The 303-nt window shown below is 35.0% G+C and carries 1 protein-coding gene; it reads left to right on the top strand.

Annotation, left to right across the window (positions count from 1 at the left end):
- On the top strand, nt 1-303 hold a 303-nt coding region (locus RT99_RS25515), incomplete at both ends, for a hypothetical protein (protein ID WP_042567385.1).

Here is a 303-nt window from a genome sequence, read left to right as displayed (position 1 = left end):
AACTATTGCTCCATCTCCGGTAATTATTGCTAAACAAACATCTAATTCTTTTGCAAATCTTGCTCCAGGAACTTACATGTTTAAAGTTACTGATGCAAATGGATGTTTCTATACAGAAGCTCATACAATTAATCCGGTTACTCCAATAGTAATTACTGCTAACAAAGACAGCGATGTATTGTGTAAAGGTGGTTCAACAGGAAAAGTAACTTTTACAGTTTCAGGAATTGCAACAGTAGGAGCTTATACTCATACTTTGACAGCAGGAACAGGAACTATTACTAAATCTGGAAACACATTAAC

It is taken from the genome of Flavobacterium sp. MEB061 (assembly GCF_000834715.1).
GTDB classification, from domain to species: Bacteria; Bacteroidota; Bacteroidia; order Flavobacteriales; family Flavobacteriaceae; genus Flavobacterium; species Flavobacterium pectinovorum.
Note: the sequence above shows the minus strand (reverse complement) of the source record. Positions and strands in the feature narration are given on the sequence as shown.